The organism is uncultured Algibacter sp., from assembly GCF_947487575.1.
GTDB lineage: Bacteria > Bacteroidota > Bacteroidia > Flavobacteriales > Flavobacteriaceae > Algibacter_B.
The window spans coordinates 41,881-57,142 of record NZ_CANKXG010000004.1; the positions used below are offsets into that span (position 1 = coordinate 41,881).

At 31.8% G+C, this 15,262-nt stretch carries 12 protein-coding genes; 4 read left to right on the forward strand and 8 right to left on the reverse strand.

The features are described from left to right. Positions 1-35: 35 nt before the first annotated feature. The 4 genes from Q0870_RS05125 to Q0870_RS05140 are packed head-to-tail and all read right to left on the reverse strand — an operon-like array spanning position 36 to position 4,602. Positions 36-374 (reverse strand): hypothetical protein, encoded by a 339-nt coding sequence (locus tag Q0870_RS05125; RefSeq protein ID WP_298552047.1) that lies wholly within the window; start codon positions 372-374, stop codon positions 36-38. Positions 375-377: 3 nt separating this feature from the next. Next, positions 378-1,634 carry a dihydroorotase gene (locus Q0870_RS05130; protein ID WP_298552082.1) on the reverse strand — a complete coding sequence of 419 codons (1,257 nt, stop codon included), beginning with the start codon at positions 1,632-1,634 and terminating at the stop codon, positions 378-380. Next, positions 1,631-3,556 carry a BatA and WFA domain-containing protein gene (locus Q0870_RS05135; protein WP_298552094.1) on the reverse strand — a complete coding sequence of 642 codons (1,926 nt, stop codon included), beginning with the start codon at positions 3,554-3,556 and terminating at the stop codon, positions 1,631-1,633. The genes Q0870_RS05130 and Q0870_RS05135 overlap by 4 nt, the downstream gene beginning before the upstream one ends. A 38-nt stretch (positions 3,557-3,594) precedes the next feature. Further along, positions 3,595-4,602 carry a glycosyltransferase gene (locus Q0870_RS05140; protein WP_298552107.1) on the reverse strand — a complete coding sequence of 336 codons (1,008 nt, stop codon included), beginning with the start codon at positions 4,600-4,602 and terminating at the stop codon, positions 3,595-3,597. An 87-nt stretch (positions 4,603-4,689) separates the two neighbouring features. Between Q0870_RS05140 and Q0870_RS05145 the strand changes: the two genes are divergently transcribed. Continuing rightward, complete coding sequence (locus Q0870_RS05145; RefSeq protein ID WP_298552117.1) at positions 4,690-6,579, forward strand: peptidase M61; 1,890 nt, start codon at positions 4,690-4,692, stop codon at positions 6,577-6,579. A 270-nt stretch (positions 6,580-6,849) separates the two neighbouring features. Here the strand turns inward: Q0870_RS05145 and Q0870_RS05150 are convergent, their stop codons facing one another. Then, positions 6,850-7,635: a TIGR02757 family protein gene (locus Q0870_RS05150; protein ID WP_298552125.1), complete on the reverse strand. Its 786-nt coding sequence runs from the start codon at positions 7,633-7,635 to the stop codon at positions 6,850-6,852. Positions 7,636-7,721: 86 nt separating this feature from the next. Here Q0870_RS05150 and Q0870_RS05155 point away from each other — a divergent pair, with 86 nt between their 5' ends. Then, the gene (locus Q0870_RS05155) at positions 7,722-8,894 is read left to right on the forward strand and encodes an MFS transporter (RefSeq protein ID WP_298552137.1); all 1,173 of its coding nucleotides are present in this window, start codon (positions 7,722-7,724) and stop codon (positions 8,892-8,894) included. A gap of 7 nt (positions 8,895-8,901) precedes the next feature. Here the strand turns inward: Q0870_RS05155 and Q0870_RS05160 are convergent, their stop codons facing one another. Then, positions 8,902-9,564, reverse strand: a complete 663-nt coding sequence (locus Q0870_RS05160; RefSeq protein WP_298552168.1) for an ABC transporter ATP-binding protein — start codon at positions 9,562-9,564, stop codon at positions 8,902-8,904. 50 nt (positions 9,565-9,614) lie between these two features. Next, on the reverse strand, positions 9,615-12,107 hold the full coding sequence (locus tag Q0870_RS05165) for a DUF5916 domain-containing protein (protein WP_298552180.1): 2,493 nt from the start codon (positions 12,105-12,107) through the stop codon (positions 9,615-9,617). Positions 12,108-12,288: 181 nt separating this feature from the next. On the opposite strand from Q0870_RS05165, the gene folE reads away from it, so the two are divergent. Then, a complete protein-coding gene (folE, locus tag Q0870_RS05170; protein ID WP_298552189.1) occupies positions 12,289-12,876 on the forward strand; it encodes a GTP cyclohydrolase I FolE in 588 nt (195 codons plus the stop codon). A 41-nt stretch (positions 12,877-12,917) separates the two neighbouring features. Next, positions 12,918-13,184, forward strand: a complete 267-nt coding sequence (locus Q0870_RS05175; protein WP_298552202.1) for a hypothetical protein — start codon at positions 12,918-12,920, stop codon at positions 13,182-13,184. A 409-nt stretch (positions 13,185-13,593) separates the two neighbouring features. Here Q0870_RS05175 and Q0870_RS05185 read toward each other — a convergent pair whose 3' ends face one another. Further along, entirely contained in the window at positions 13,594-15,246 is a 1,653-nt protein-coding gene (locus Q0870_RS05185) for a fibronectin type III domain-containing protein (protein WP_298552226.1), read from the reverse strand. Positions 15,247-15,262 lie beyond the last annotated feature (16 nt).

The following is a 15,262-nucleotide window of genomic DNA, read 5'->3' on the forward strand; positions in this document are numbered from 1 at the left end:
GAATTTATTAGCTCGCAGACGTGTTCAGAGCTAATTTAAGATCCAAGGTTTGAAAATATTTTTTGGTAGAAATCACCAACTAAAGGAACAGTTTGTGCTTTTCTTCCAATGGCATTTGATAATCCATAAACAAAAAGCACAGCAAAAAATAAATAAAAACTAGAGGTTACTAACCAACTATCAAAACTTCCAATAATATAGCCTAATGCCCAAAAAGTAAGCCATAAACCCAAAGACTGCCTAATATGAAAACTAGCAAAAGTACTTTTTTTAGCATCTTCATTATTTAAATAGTACGCTATAATAACTCCAAAAATGGTGATATAACTTATAATGGCGTTTTGGCGCCCTTTATCAATATCTTGTTCTGTCATTGTTTAAGAATTTAAAACGGCTTGGTTGTTTGCAATAATACCATAAGCCTTTCCTTTTAAAGATTCATTTTCAAAAATGGCGTTCTTAGATCTTGAAACGATATCCTTTTTAGAAAATGTGTATTTAGTATCAGGGTTAAAGAGCGCAATATTTGCCATATTTCCAATAGCTATTGGTGTTGCTTCAATACCGAATCTAGTTTTTCCTTTCGTTAAAATGTCGATTGTTTTTTTAGTAGTGAATATGCTTTGCAAAGCTCCAAAAGCACTTTCTAATCCAATCGCCCCATAATTGGCGTGGTCGAATTCTATCTTTTTTTCTTCTACATCAATAGGGTTGTGATCTGTAGTCACCATATCAATAGTGCCATCTTTTACAGCTTCAATTAGAGCGTCAATGTCCGTTTGTGTTCTTAAAGGAGGTAACACCTTGAAATTGGTATCAAAGTCCGTTAAAACAGCATCAGAGAAGTATAAGTTATGAATTGCTACGCTACAGGTAATATCTAATTTTTTCTTTTTTGCTTCTCGTATCAAAGCCACCGAAGTTGCTGTTGAAATGGTTGGAATGTGTAATTTTCCGCCCGTATATTCAAGTAAAAACAAATCTCTTGCTACTTGTAATTCTTCAGCTAAAGCAGGATTGCCTTTTAAACCTAATCTGGTGCTTGTTATGTTTTCATTCATAACACCGTTTCCAGAAATTTTGTTTTCTTGAGGAAAAGAGCAAACCAATCCGTCAAAATTACTTGCATATTGCAAAGCAATTTTCATCATATTTGGGTTTGCTATTGGTTTTTTGTAATCGTAAAATGCTACTGCGCCTGCAGAACTCATATCGTAAAGCTCAGCTAAATCATTTCCTTTACTAGCAGCTGTTAAAGCGCCAATAGGCAATAAATTAACGGCGTTTTTACTTGCTTTTGAATTTAAAAATGTAATATCAGAATTAGAATCAATTACTGGGTTTGTGTTCGCATTTACAGCAACTGAAGTAAATCCAGAATAAGCCGCAGTTTTTAATCCGTTTTGTATCGTTTCGCGTTCTTCGTACCCTGGTTCTCCAAAGCTCACACTACTATCAAACCAACCTTGAGAAATATAGAGGTTGTCACGTTTAATTTCTTTGTAATTTTTTGGGTTTTTAATGCTGCTGGAAATCTTAGTAATCTTGCCGTTTTCAATTAATAAATCTTGAGTTGTATTATGAAACTCACTTTTTGAATCTATAATTGTGGCCGATTTTATAAGTATGTTCATTTAAAGAATTTTAAGATGAGCATTTCAATAATCAATAACGCTAATGCAAAAATAACAAACCATTTCCATAGGGCGTTAACTTTTGTGTCACTTTTTATGGTATCGAAAATTTCGGTAATTGAATCACTAACGGTTACATGCTCTATATTAGAAAGATCTCTGTAGGCTAAATGACTTTCAGATCTGTTATAATTGTAACTCAGGTTTTTTATAGTATCATCTTTGTTAATTAAAGCATAAGTCCCAGCACTAGAGGGTTCTTCGGAAGTATTTACAACCACTTTATTATTAAAGTATTGTTGCTTGGGTATAATATTTATGTCGTTTTTTTTAAGCGATAAAACAGCATCTTGTTGCATTTTTGTATCAACATCAAATGTGTTTTCTTTTCCAATGGTATAATATAATTCAGGAATTTTAAAACTTTGCTTCGCTATATTGTAAAGTGTTGGAACAATTAAAGGTGAATTTTTAAAACTAGAATTATTGCTGTTTAAAGGGGAGGTGAAAACAAAGGCATTTTTATATTGCCCTAAAAAGAGTTTGCCGTCTTCAAAATTTAATACAGATGAAAGATTGTTAGTGTTTATGTTATAAAAACTATTAACCTTCGGGTATTGGAAATTTTTAACTTGTTTTTCAAAAACACCATTGTTATATAATGGATGCGAATAGTTTATGGTAGTTATGCGCTTTTCTGAGTTAATTAAACCATTAAAAACACTATTATAATTAGCTAGTAATTGATTGTAAGATGAGAGATTGCTTGCTTTTGAAGGTATGACAATTATTGAGCCACCTTGATTTGTAAATTGCTTTAAAGCTGAACTTAATGCAATAGGAATGTTTTTTAATTCATTTAAAATAATAAGGTGTTGCGAATCAATTAAATTATAACTTAAATCGCGTTCTGAAGTGGCACTATAATTAAATTCAGATGGGTTATAAATGCGTTTTAAGAATGAATCATCCTGTCCGTTGATGCTAAAAACATTAATTTTTGAAGCTTGATTGATATTGAAATAAAGCGTATTATCAAATTGTAAACTAGAATCGTTAATAGTTATTTTTCCATTTATAATTTGACTAATAGGAAGCGAAAAAGTGGCTTCGGCATCCTGCTTAATTGCAACTGAAGTTTTTGCAATAAGCTTATCATTATTGAATAATGAAACGGGTAAGTTTTCAACTGAACTTCCACTGTTTTTTAGTATAACCTTTAGATCTACCGATGTAGGGTTGGTTTCAGAAATGTATAGGCTATCTATTGTAATATTGTTTTTGCTTAAAGGGCTTAATTTTACAAAATTCAAGTTGGTTAATGAGTCTTTATTGATGTTTAAAGTTGATTCATATTCCTGAAAATCAGATATTAAAATTATATTATTTAAAGTTTTAGTTTTGTTTGTTAAAAAAGCTTTGCTTTTCAATAAAGCCGCCTCAATTGTTAATTGATTTGAGGTGTAATCAAGTTTTAATAAGTCGTTTTTAATAGCTTTTATTGTGGTATTTTTAAAAACATTATCGTTTGTGAAAATCGATATATTTTCATCTTCTGGTACATTTGATATGATGTCTTGAACCGCACGTTTTAGTAATTCTCCATGTGTGCCTTTAGCTTGCATGCTAAACGAATTATCTAAATAAATTACCGTTTCTTTTTCAGTTTTAAAGCTATTTGATTTTGAAGTAAAAGACTGTGCAAATGCAAAAACAAGGGCGGCTAGTAATAATAATCTAGTGAGGAGAATTAACCATTTTTTTATTTGCGAACTTTTACGAGTTTGTAATGTTGCTTCTTTTAGAAATGCCACATTAGTAAAATCAACTTTTTGAAACTTACGAAGCTTAAATAAATGAACAATAATTGGGATAAGCAGTAAAAATAATGCGTAAAGAAGTTCTGGGTGTTTAAACTGCATGTTGTTTTAGATTGAGCAAATCTATATAATTTTTTTCATTAACAAAAGAAAACATAATCTTCAATAGACTTAAGACTTAATTTATTAAGATAATCTCTTATTTCTATTTGTGCTTCTTTATTGGCAACCGTAATAATACTCTGTGTATTTTCAATAGTCTCTAAATCCTTAAAAGGTCTCAGAACTTTGCCATAAATATCTTTTCCTATCTTTTTTGGGTTATCGCAAATCCACTCAAAAGCAATATGCTTTTCAATAAGCGATTTAGCAATAAACTTCCCTTTATTGCCTGCACCCCAAACCACAAGTGTTTTTTCAGAATTATAGTCTAAGTCTAAAAAATAGTCCAATTTCAGAGGGATAAAATGATTTTCAGTATAATGAGCATCAGTTCTAGAGGTGCGATGGCTATAATCTCTCCAATTATGTACAACAACATCACAAGGAATGCATTTAAAACCATGCTTATAAAATCGAAATGCTAAATCATAGTCCTCTGGATACCTATTGGGGTTAAAAGCATCACAAGTTAATAAATCGTCTTTATGTAGCATCCAGCAAGGCGAAGGGATAACACACTCTTTATATATTTCAGAATAATTGGAACCGTTTTTAGTTAATCCATTCAACCAAACCTCATAGCTTTTGTAGCCCTCCTTTATGCCTTCTTCTGAAAAATAATGCACCATTCCAACCGCAAGGTGTCCTTTTCCGTAGTTCATTAAATTACTAGCTAAAACTTCTAGTTTGTTGGGCAACATAACATCGTCACTATCCATTCTAGTTATTAGCTCGCCTGAGCTTTTTTTAAAGGCTAATTGCAATGCATCAATAATACCACTTCCAGAATTTTTAATTAGTTTAATCCTGTCATCATTTTTGGCAAAATACTCAACTATCGAAAAACTAGCATCAATTGAATTATCATCAACAATAAGCAGTTCCCAATTGGTATAAGTTTGGTTTATAATTGATTCTAAACAAGCGCCAATATATGCTTCGGTGTTCTTAAAAGGAATCAATATGCTTACTAATGGGCTTTGCATTCTGCGAATTTAACAAAACCTTAAGAAAGCAACGTGTAACAATGTGGTAATTTGCGCGTCAATTAAAAAATTATAAAAACCATTTGGATGTATACAAAAACACTATTCTCGTTATTTGCTGGTGCTGTATTAGTTGGCTGTGGGTCTACTAAAAATATTAGTAACGATTTAGCAACAAGCTTACCTATAGAAACCTCAATAAATCTTTCTAATATTTCTGAAGATAAAGCTCCTGTAACAATTAACCCAGGACGTTTTACTGTAGAAACTGTAACATATAGATTACCTAGAGTTATACAAGGTACATACTCTGTGAGCGACTTTGGTAAGTATATTGACGACTTTAAAGCCTTTGATTATGAAGGAAATGAAATGACTGTAAATAAATCAGATACCAACTCATGGACCATTGCAAATGCTAAGCAGTTAGACAAAATAACGTATTTAGTTAATGATACTTATGATATTGAAGTACAGGGTGGCATTGGAAAAGACACCCCTTTTTCTCCAGCAGGAACCAATTTAGAACCCAACAATTATGTATTAAACCTACATGGTTTTATTGGTTATTTTGATTCGTTAAAAAATAATCAGTATAAATTAGATGTTACTGCGGCTGCAGATTTTGCTCGTACTTCGGCCTTACAAAATGTAAGTTCAAAAACTACAGAAGATGAAAAATTAACTACTACAAGTTATTTTGCACCTAGATATTTCGATATTACAGATAACCCAATGATGTATGGTAATTTGGATGTAGAAGAGTTTCAAGTCGGCGACATCAAAATTGTATTAAGTGTTTACTCACCAAACAAAGTACATACCGCAAAATCACTTAAAGATATTGTTCTTAAGATGATGGTAGCACAAAAAGCGTATCTAGGTGATGTTAATACAACACCGCGATATGATATTTATTTGTATTTATCAGAAGGCAAAGCAGAGTCTCCAAAAGGTTTCGGTGCTTTAGAACATCATACATCTACTGTTGTTGTATTGCCAGAGTCTATGGATGAAGCAAGAATAGCATCAACCATGACAGATGTTGTCTCGCACGAGTTTTTTCATATTGTAACACCATTAAGCGTACATTCAGAAGATGTACATTATTTCGATTATAACAATCCAACATTTTCTAAGCATTTATGGATGTATGAAGGGGTTACAGAGTATTTTGCAACCCTATTTCAAGTAGACCAAGGCTTAGTTGAAGAGGCAGATTTTTATAAGAAAATAATGAGTAAAATAGATGCCTCAAAAAAATTAGACGACGCTATGAGTTTTACCATTATGAGCGAAAATGTCTTAAAAGCACCTTATAAAGACCAATATTTGAATGTGTACCAAAAAGGTGCGTTAATTGGGATGTGTATTGATATTTTAATACGCGAAGAAAGTAATGGTAACAGAGGTATTCTTTCTTTAATGAAAGAATTGTCAAATAAATACGGAAAAAACAAACCCTTTAATGACGATAAGTTGATTGAAGAAATTACAGCAATGACTTATCCATCTGTAGGCGAATTTTTAAACACACACGTAGTAGGGGATATTCCAATCAATTACAACACATTCTTCGAAAAAGCAGGTTTGGAAATTGGCAAATCTAAAATAGAAGCAAATTATATTTTAATGAATGGCGCTCCAATTGTTAGTGGAGACCCAACTAAAGGCATCTTTTTTATAGATACTGTTTTAGAAAATAGTTTCTGGAAAGAGCAAGGCGCGCAACCTAACGACATTATAAAATCGATTGATGGAGAAGAGGTAACACTTCAAAACGCTAATAAAATCTTAGGTACAGTTTTTGGTTGGAAACCAGGAAGAGATATCGAGGTTAAATTGGAAAGAGACGGTAAAGAGGTTATCATTAAAACTACTACAACCCAAGGATATACCTTAGGTAAGGCGTTAAAACAAAAAGAAAACACCACGGCTGCTCAAAATGCATTGCGAAACGCTTGGCTAAAAGGATAGAGTAATTTTAGAATAAAGAATTTAAGATTAACGATTGGTGAATTTAAAATTTGTCAATCGTTTTTTTTTATGGCATTACCTATATCCTGAATTTAGTTCAGGATATAGGTCGGGCTTTGCGTTACAAGTCCTCGTTCGTGCCTCACTGTGGGCTTTCCACTGCAATCCCTAATGCAGTTTAGTCTGCCAATTTAGTTTTTATTCTCTAAGTTTTGTCATTCCTGCGAAGGCAAGAATCTACTTGAAAAATATTAAGAAATAAAGCAAATATTAAAACCCTTCAAAAACACCCAATCCAAATAAAGCAAAATCATATTTTACAGGATCAGTTGGGTCTAGTTTTCTAAGAGCAGTATCTAATTCAGCTAAAGCCTTAGCATCATTTTGTTTTCTTTTTAACAGACCAAGTTTTCTAGCCACGTTCCCAGAATGTACATCCAAAGGGCAAGATAATAGGCTAGGAGAAATGCTATTCCAAATACCAAAATCAACACCAGTTTTATCGTTTCTAACCATCCAACGTAAAAACATATTAATACGTTTAGCAGCAGAATTTTTTAAAGGGTCACTAACATGCTTTTGGGTGCGTTGTAGATGTTCAATTTCAAAAAAAACAGATTTAAATTTCGAAATAGAGTTTTGTAAATTATGTGTTTCAGTATGCTTAGCAAAAACATTTTCTAAACCGCCATGATTTTTATAAATATGCTGTAAAGATTTTATAAATTGTGTGCAATCATTACCATTAAACGTTCTATGGACAAAGGGTTGAAGTTTTTCTAAATCAATTTCCTCGTGGTTAATTATAAAATCAAAAGGTGCGTTGTCTAGTAAATTCATCAGTTTGTTAGCATTATTTATAATGCTTTTTCGGTTTCCCCAAGCAATAGTTGCTGTTAAAAAACCAGAAACTTCAATATCTTCCTTTTTACTGTATTTATGTGGTATTTGTATGGGGTCGCTTTCAATAAATTTTGGGTTATTATATTGAATAACTTTAGCGTCCAAAAAGTCTTTAAGCTCACTTTTAGTTAGTTTCTTTGTTTTTTCTTTCATAGTTAAACAAAAATAATTGTAATTAGCTTAACAAAAAGTAGACTTAGGATATTAATTATAAATATTTATTGATAGTAATAGCTTAAATGGCTCAAAGAAAATTCATTTTACCAATTATAGTATTATCTCAGTTTTGCTGTACATCACTTTGGTTTGTTGGTAATGCTTTTATTAATGACTTAGCAAATAGTTTTAATTTACAACCATCAGCTTTAGGTAATTTAACTTCTGCAGTACAATTTGGGTTTATTTTAGGAACTTTCTTGTTTGCGGTTTTTACCGTTTCTGATAGGTATTCACCATCCAAAGTATTTTTGGTTAGTGCTTTAATTGCTTCAGTTTTTAATATATTAATAGTATTTGGTAATCATACTTTAATAAGTTTGGTTATTCTTCGTTTTTTTACAGGGTTTTTTTTAGCTGGAATTTATCCTGTAGGAATGAAAATTGCATCAGATTATTACCAAAAAGGGTTAGGTAAATCTTTAGGTTTTTTAGTGGGAGCATTAGTTTTAGGAACTGCTTTTCCGCATTTATTAAAGGGGTTTAAGGATTTTTTACTTTGGAAAAACATGATTTATATAACTTCTATTTTAGCTACGTTTGGTGGTTTAATTATGTTTTTATTAGTTCCTGACGGTCCTTATAAAAAGCGCATGCAAAAATTTGATGTTTCTGTGTTTTATAATGTTTTTAAAATTAGAAAATTTAGAAGCGCGGCATATGGATATTTTGGGCATATGTGGGAGTTATACACTTTTTGGGCATTTGTTCCAATTCTGTTAAAGGGATATGCAGAGTATCATGGAAATGCACTCATAAATATACCATTGCTAAGTTTCTTAATTATTGCTATTGGTAGTTTAGGTTGTGTAGCTTCTGGCTATTTGTCACAGCAATATGCAGTTAAAAATGTTGCTTTTTCTGCTCTTACTTTATCTTGTATATGCTGTTTGTTGTCGCCAGTATTTTTTATGCTTAATTCAGAAATCACTTTTATAATATTCTTAATGTTTTGGGGTGTAGTTGTTATTGCAGATTCGCCTTTGTTTTCTACTTTAGTAGCGCAGAATGTAGCAGCAGAATCCAAAGGAACTGCTTTAACTATAGTTAATTCTATAGGCTTCGCAATTACCATAGTGAGTATTCAACTATTTAGTTATTTAGTAAATAAAGTAGATGTTCAATACCTTTTTTTAATGCTAGCTATTGGACCTATTTTAGGATTGTATTCGTGTTTTAAGATAAAAGACCGCTAGGGAGGGGCTAGTTAATTATTTCCCCATCAACCATAGTTAGCTTTCTATCTGCCATATTAGCCAAGTCTTTATTGTGAGTTACAATAATAAAAGTTTGTCCAAACTCATCACGAAGTTTAAAAAATAAGTTATGTAAGCTTTCAGCAGATTCGCTATCCAAATTCCCAGAAGGTTCATCAGCAAAAATCACCTCCGGATTATTAATTAAAGCCCTAGCTACTGCAACACGTTGCTGTTCTCCTCCAGAAAGCTCATTTGGTTTATGATCATAGCGCTCAGACAAACCTAAAAAACCCAAAAGTTCTTTAGCGCGTTTTTCGGCATCTGCCTTTTTTGTTCCTTTTATAAAAGCAGGTAAACAAACATTTTCTATAGCTGTAAATTCTGGTAATAATTGATGAAATTGAAAAATAAAACCCAGATGCTCATTTCTAAATTTAGCTAAAGTTTTATCTTTAAGTGAATTTATTTGAGTGTTGTTTATTATTATTTCTGAGTCTGCTTTTGAGGTTGCTTTATCAAGTGTGCCTAAAATATGCAGTAAGGTGGTTTTTCCAGCTCCTGAAGCGCCAACAATAGAAACAATTTCACCCTTTTTTATGTGAATATTTACGCCTTTTAAAACTTGTAAATCGCCGTAATATTTATGAATGTTTTTCGCTTGAACCATTTGTGAAAAATAACAGATGTGAATTTACTACTTTATAATGTGATGTACAATTATGAACTGTTTTTGTTACGCAATACATTCTTAATATTTTTGTTATCAATAAAATAAACTAATCGTAAAGAAAATGTATTTCGTTTATCTTGTTTAAATAAGCTTTTTAAACTATCAAAATAACTATCTTTTGAATCATTGGTGTTGTTAAAAATTTGGTTTCTATATAGTGCTGTAAGTTGGCTGCCAGGTGCAAATTGCCAAGTATAACTAAAATCTAAATTCCAAGTATTAAAGTTTGCATTAGGGTTAAAATCGGCATCTTCACCAATAGTATTTTTTGTATGTGTATTAGATACTAAAAGACTTCCGTTGTTTTGTAAATTATAAACTTGATTATCATAAGTAACCCTACTTAAATAGTTTCTGAAGCTTAGTGTTAATGCTTTAAACGAATTAAAATTATAGCTTCCAGAAATATTTACTTCGGTCTCAATACGCCTACGCTGGCCAAAAATAATTTCGTTATCAATATCTTGTCCGTTTATGTAGCCTCTGTCAGCCGTATAATCATCATACTCAAACCCAAATACAACCAATAGTTTTTCGTTAAATTTAAAACGTGGGTTTATACCATACCACCAATTATTAAAGTTATCTCTTTCTTTTTCAAAAAATTTGGCATAACCAATGTTTGTTTCAATGGCAAAAAAAGCATTAAAATTTGATGAAAACCAAATGTTGGATTGTGCATAATTTTTAGTTACGAAATAGCTGTCAAATCCATTTCTGGGTTCAAAATAATCAAAGCGTTTTCCAATATTCCAATTACCATTAATTCCAAAAGAATGTAGTTTTTTAGTTGTCGCTCTAAAATTATAACCAATATTAGCACCAGTAAATGTATTTGGATTAGCTAGTCGATTGTAATTAAACCAACTATTTATTCGGTAATTATTTAACTTTTTTGTTGGTTTAAATATTCTATAGCTTATTTCAGCACCAAAATTGCTGTAATTATTTCTAAACTGTATTCCTAAATCATTAATATCATAATTTTGGTCAGCGTAGTTGAATATAGCGCTATATCTTAATTTTCCGCTATTTTTTCCAATACCAACTCTTGCGCTGTAACCTACATTTTTATCTTCAGCATCATTAAAAGAACTCATTTTTACTTCACCTATAGCGCCATAGGTGTTTTTTTTATTCATTAAATCTAATAAAAGCCCAGTAACATTAGAATCTCTAAAATCACCATCTCTAGTTACGTTTGTATTAATTAGTGTAATAGAAGAGTTTTTGTTAAACTGTTGGTCTAAAACCAATATGTTATAGTTTGCTAGTGGCTCTACTAATGTATCTCTTTTTGATTCTCTAGAAGTTTCTTCGGGTGTGTTTTCGTTTATAATTTCGATTTTTTTAATAGTGGCAAACGTTTTTTTTGTAATGGCGTTAAAGAAACCTATGCCTAATCCTTTTTTTGTTCTTCCAGATACTTTTATAGCATTTATCAATTGTACTTTACTTGGAAAATTAATAAATTCTTCATCATCATCAATTTCAGGAGTTGCTGAAGGACTGTCACCAACACGTCTAGAATAAAATAAGTTTCCTTTATTGAATAAATCTACACCTTCGGTAAAAAACTGTCGTTGTTCAGTAAATTGTTGCTCAAATGGTCCAAGATTTAGTTCTACATTATCAAAACCAGCTTGACTAAAATCAGGAACTAAGGTAGCATCCAAAGTAATGTTTTCTGTAATGCCATATTTAACATCCAAGCCAGCTGCAAAATCGGTTTCGGTTTCTCCTTCAAAATCACTCACCAATCCTGAAGCATACGGGTAAAAACTCAATCTTGTTGGTGGTTTAATATTTTTAAGTCCTTTTAATTCGGCATTGTATAAGCCAATATTTCCTTTTGTTACATCAATAGCATTCCACGTAAATTGTGCTCTAGTTTTTCTAAAATGTCTATGAAATTGAATACCCCAAGTTGGGTTTTCTTGCTGTGTAAAACGAAGCGCTCTATAAGGTATTTTTACCTCTGCAATCCAACCATCTTCAACTATTTTTACGGCACTTTCCCAAACTGCATTCCATCCAAAATCTTCACCGTTACTAGGGCTCTCAACAGCATCGGCTTGGGTGCCAGAGCTAAAAACAAAAAATTCGGTGTTGTTTTGAGCATCATTATTTGGGTTAAAAATAATGCCAAAAAAATCGGATTGCCCAAAATTATCACGTTGCGTAAACTGGCGCATAATGTCTTCAGGATTGTCATGTAGGTATGCAGAAATATAAATGGCGTTATCATCATAACACATTTTAATTTCGCTACGTTTTTCTTTAACAGCCAATTTGCCTACGTCTGGTCTAAACTGAATAAAATTAGTTGCTACTTGTGAATTATCCCAAATGCTTTCATCAAGAACACCATCAATAGTTGGTGCTTTTTTAGCTCTAGTTATTTGATAAGCTTTTTTGGGTTGAGCTTCTAGTATTGTAAATATGCAAAAGAACAGCATTAAAAATGTTGCTTGCTTCATGTTTTTTGATTTGATTGATGATGTATGTTATTAGTCACATTACTACAACAAAACTAATTTTGTTATGTTTTATTATTCACAATAAAAAGTTAAAAATTTTTATAGTAGTATTAAAGAGTAGGTTATCAACATATATTTTAATTATCTTTATTTTTAAAATTAAGAGACTAAAAACACCAATATGCCGTATAAGAATTTTGAAGAATATAGTATGAAAGTTACCGATGATGTTAAAGAGAGGTACGAAAATATTATTAAAGATTTAGGAGAAGACGCTAATCGTGATGGTCTTTTAAAAACACCAGAGCGTGCGGCAAAAGCTATGCAATTTTTAACACAAGGCTATGATCAAGACCCTGTTGAAATCCTTAAAGGAGCTATGTTCAAGGAATCTTATAACGAAATGGTTATTGTAAAAGATATTGAGCTATACTCACTTTGCGAACATCATATTTTGCCATTTTTTGGAAAGGCACATATTGCGTATATACCAAATGGGCAAATTGTAGGGCTAAGTAAATTACCTAGAATAGTAGATGTTTTTGCGAGGCGTTTACAAGTACAAGAACGTTTAACAGAACAAATTTTAGACTGCATAAACGATACGCTTAAACCACAAGGTGTAGCTGTGGTAATTGAGGCAGCGCATATGTGCATGATGATGCGTGGCGTACAAAAGCAAAATTCGACCACTACAACGTCTGGGTTTAGAGGTCAGTTTGAAAAAATTGAAACTAGAAATGAGTTTCTAAAGCTTATTGGAAAATAAACTTGGTACGTTTCTTGTTATATTTTTAATAAATATATAGAATGAATTTAGATAACTTAAGTAAATATAAAAAACTCGTATTAAGCCTTGTATTTGACGCTATTGGTATGTTAACCATCTTCGATATTATTTGGGCGCCAGCATCTGGTTATTTAATGAGTAAAATGTACAAAGGCACCAGAGGTAAAATTGCTGGTGTGGTGTCGTTTATTGAAGAAATTATTCCAGGTTTTGATATTATTCCAACCTTTACTATTATGTGGTTTTTAACCTATGTGTTTCAGAAAGAAGAAGTCTTACAGGTTTAGCTGGTAGATGGAATCCTTACGCCAGACAGAAGGGTGGGAGCAACATAGTTGCCGAGCCATTTTGGTCAGCTTTTCGCTGAATGGATTCCATGGTTTTGTATAAGATTACTATGGGAGATTGTCGACTGAGCCACTAAACTTATACTTATTTTGTGTTTTTATCTTTGTTGACCCAAAATACACATTAATTTTATATGTTGTTGTAGCTGGTATGTTTCTTCAGAAATTGCAAAAGATATTATTGCAATATCAAAGTCTTTTAATGTTGATGCTAATATTGTAGGTAGGGTAGAAGATTTAATTCTGATGAAAATCAGAACCTAACAAAAAACTCACTATAAAAAGTGAGTTTTTTGTTTTTAAATATTAAATAAAAATGCCAAAACAAATTTTTGTTTTGGCATTTTTATTAGTTAGTGATATTAACAACCTTTGTTATGGTAGGTGTTTCATCACCATTTTCGTAAATATCAATTTGCATAGTAAGAGGTCGATAAGAAGTAATGTTCAAGTCTGTAGTTAAGTCATCTGAAGTTGCTTCTATAACTTGCGTGTGAGTATCTCTATCTAGTTGTTCTATAAACCAATTTACTCTTGAAGTTATTGAATAACTCCAGTAAGGCTGTGGCAAATCATCACCAATTGGATGAGTTGATATTCTAGTTATTATTATTTTTAAACTTGTATTTTTAGGCAAAATAGCTGAAAAACTATACCTCTCTCGAGTTTTTGCTTCTGTAAATGAATTCGCTAAAATATTATCACCAAAAAAACCTGTTTCTGGATATTCTATACTAGCAGGCAGTGTAGTAAAGGTTTCTTCATTGCCATAGGCCGTAGTACCTTCACTATTTGTAGCATAAGCTCTTACATAATACGTTGTATTTGGAGTTAAATTAGTAAATGAGCTTTCAAAAACGCCCTGACCACTTCCGTCAATAGTTTTATTATCGCTTATGGTAGGATTAGTTGCGGTACTCCAGCAAATCCCTCTTGTAGCAATTTCATTCCCATTATTATCTGTAATATCTCCTCCACTTTTAGCTGTAGTTTGTTCTATCTCACTAATTGCTGTTGTTGTTAGGATTGGGGCTAGTGCCTTAGTTTTAAAAGAAATATCTTCTCCATAAGCAATTTCTCCTTCGCTATTAATGGCGTATGCTCTGACGTAATATATTGTGTTTTCTGTAAGTGATGTTAGGGTAGAGCTAAATTCTCCTGAGCCTGTTCCATCACTTGTAAAATCTCCAGTAATGGTAGGTAAGGCTTCTATACCCCAGCAAACACCTCTTTGAGTAATTAATAGATTGCTAGGGAATTCAACTTTTCCATTTATTATAGCAGAATTTTGTGCAATATCAGTTACCGCAACAGAAGTTACTTCAGGTAAAGGCAATTTCGTTTTAAAAAGTATAAAGTTACCATAAGTAGTTTCTTCTGATGACGTCGCGTAAGCTCTGGCATAATAGGTTGTGCCAGGGCTTAATTCTTTAATTTCACTTTCAAAATCATCATTCCCAGTTCCTTCTTTTGTATTACTATCACTAATATCTGGATATAAAGAAGTTGTAGACCAGCAAATGCCTTTTTCTATGATGTCTATATTCTCGATTTGCATCGTTGCACCAACAGTTGCAGATGCTTCTTCAATATAAGAAGCTTCTAATGTTAGTATATTTACTAATGAAGGATTTGTTTCAAAGCGAATAATCTTTCCATAACTTGTACCAACTTCATTAGTTGCATAAGCTCTTGCAAAGTATAAAGTTCCAGGTTGTAAATTTTCAATTTTACTTGTAAAGTTTTCATCTCCTGCGCCATGAGTTGTTTTGCTGTCATTTAGGTCTGGTTCTACAGAAGTTTCAGACCAACATATTCCTTTTTGAGAAATTTGACTGTTTCCATTATCTGATATAATTCCAGTAATGTTTACAGAATTATGAGTGAGATTTGTAGTTTGTTCTGTTGTTAATTCTGGTAAAAAGATAATTTCTTCTTCATTTTCACTACAGCTAAAAATGAATAGAAAAAGACAAGAAAAATGTAGTAATTTACTTTTCATAACTATTTTTTTGATT

Coding starts and splice junctions, on each gene's coding strand:
- Q0870_RS05155 (WP_298552137.1), top strand. CDS start 7,722: ATGGCTCAAAGAAAATTCATTTTACCAATTATAGTATTATCTCAGTTT.
- Q0870_RS05135 (WP_298552094.1), bottom strand. CDS start 3,556: ATGCAGTTTAAACACCCAGAACTTCTTTACGCATTATTTTTACTGCTT.
- Q0870_RS05175 (WP_298552202.1), top strand. CDS start 12,918: ATGAATTTAGATAACTTAAGTAAATATAAAAAACTCGTATTAAGCCTT.
- Q0870_RS05150 (WP_298552125.1), bottom strand. CDS start 7,635: ATGAAAGAAAAAACAAAGAAACTAACTAAAAGTGAGCTTAAAGACTTT.
- Q0870_RS05160 (WP_298552168.1), bottom strand. CDS start 9,564: ATGGTTCAAGCGAAAAACATTCATAAATATTACGGCGATTTACAAGTT.
- folE (WP_298552189.1), top strand. CDS start 12,289: ATGCCGTATAAGAATTTTGAAGAATATAGTATGAAAGTTACCGATGAT.
- Q0870_RS05145 (WP_298552117.1), top strand. CDS start 4,690: ATGTATACAAAAACACTATTCTCGTTATTTGCTGGTGCTGTATTAGTT.
- Q0870_RS05165 (WP_298552180.1), bottom strand. CDS start 12,107: ATGAAGCAAGCAACATTTTTAATGCTGTTCTTTTGCATATTTACAATA.
- Q0870_RS05185 (WP_298552226.1), bottom strand. CDS start 15,246: ATGAAAAGTAAATTACTACATTTTTCTTGTCTTTTTCTATTCATTTTT.
- Q0870_RS05140 (WP_298552107.1), bottom strand. CDS start 4,602: ATGCAAAGCCCATTAGTAAGCATATTGATTCCTTTTAAGAACACCGAA.
- Q0870_RS05130 (WP_298552082.1), bottom strand. CDS start 1,634: ATGAACATACTTATAAAATCGGCCACAATTATAGATTCAAAAAGTGAG.
- Q0870_RS05125 (WP_298552047.1), bottom strand. CDS start 374: ATGACAGAACAAGATATTGATAAAGGGCGCCAAAACGCCATTATAAGT.